This window comes from Psychromonas sp. Urea-02u-13 (assembly GCF_002835995.1).
GTDB lineage: Bacteria > Pseudomonadota > Gammaproteobacteria > Enterobacterales > Psychromonadaceae > Psychromonas.
In genome coordinates this window covers 1-499 of record NZ_PJBZ01000260.1, presented here as the reverse complement: position 1 = coordinate 499, position 499 = coordinate 1, and the positions used below count along the sequence as shown (strand labels likewise).

Annotated in this window: 1 pseudogene; it reads left to right on the top strand. The window is 45.9% G+C overall.

Annotation, left to right across the window (positions count from 1 at the left end):
• Nucleotides 1-499: pseudogene (locus CXF74_RS21670) on the top strand (RHS repeat protein); the annotation flags it as partial.

The following is a 499-nucleotide window of genomic DNA, read 5'->3' as shown; positions in this document are numbered from 1 at the left end:
ATACGATGCCAATGCGCAGTGTACGGCGATTAAAGGCCCCGATGGTGAAGTGCAACAGTTTGCTTACAGCCCGCTCGGTTTATTAACCCATCAGGGGGACAGCAGCGGTAAAACAACGCAATACCAATATAACGGCTTATCGCAAGTGGTTAAACGTATTGACCCATTGGGCCAAACACTCGACTACCACTATGATGGCGAGCGTAATCTGATTGGGCTGACTAACGAAAAAGGGGAAGACTATCACTTACGTTACGACCTTAATGAGCGCCTTGTAGAGGAAGTTGGTTTTGATGGTAGAGTACAACAATATCATTACAACGCAGCAGGGCATCTAACTGCCAGCGACGATATTAGCGAAAACGGTAAAAGCCTGCTTGGCAGATTGCATTACCAGCGTGATAATGCAGGCCGTTTAATCAAACAATATGCAGCTGCGCCACAAGCCGCTAACGAGCAAACACCTTCTAGAGTATTACTCAATAGTTTTGATTATGAT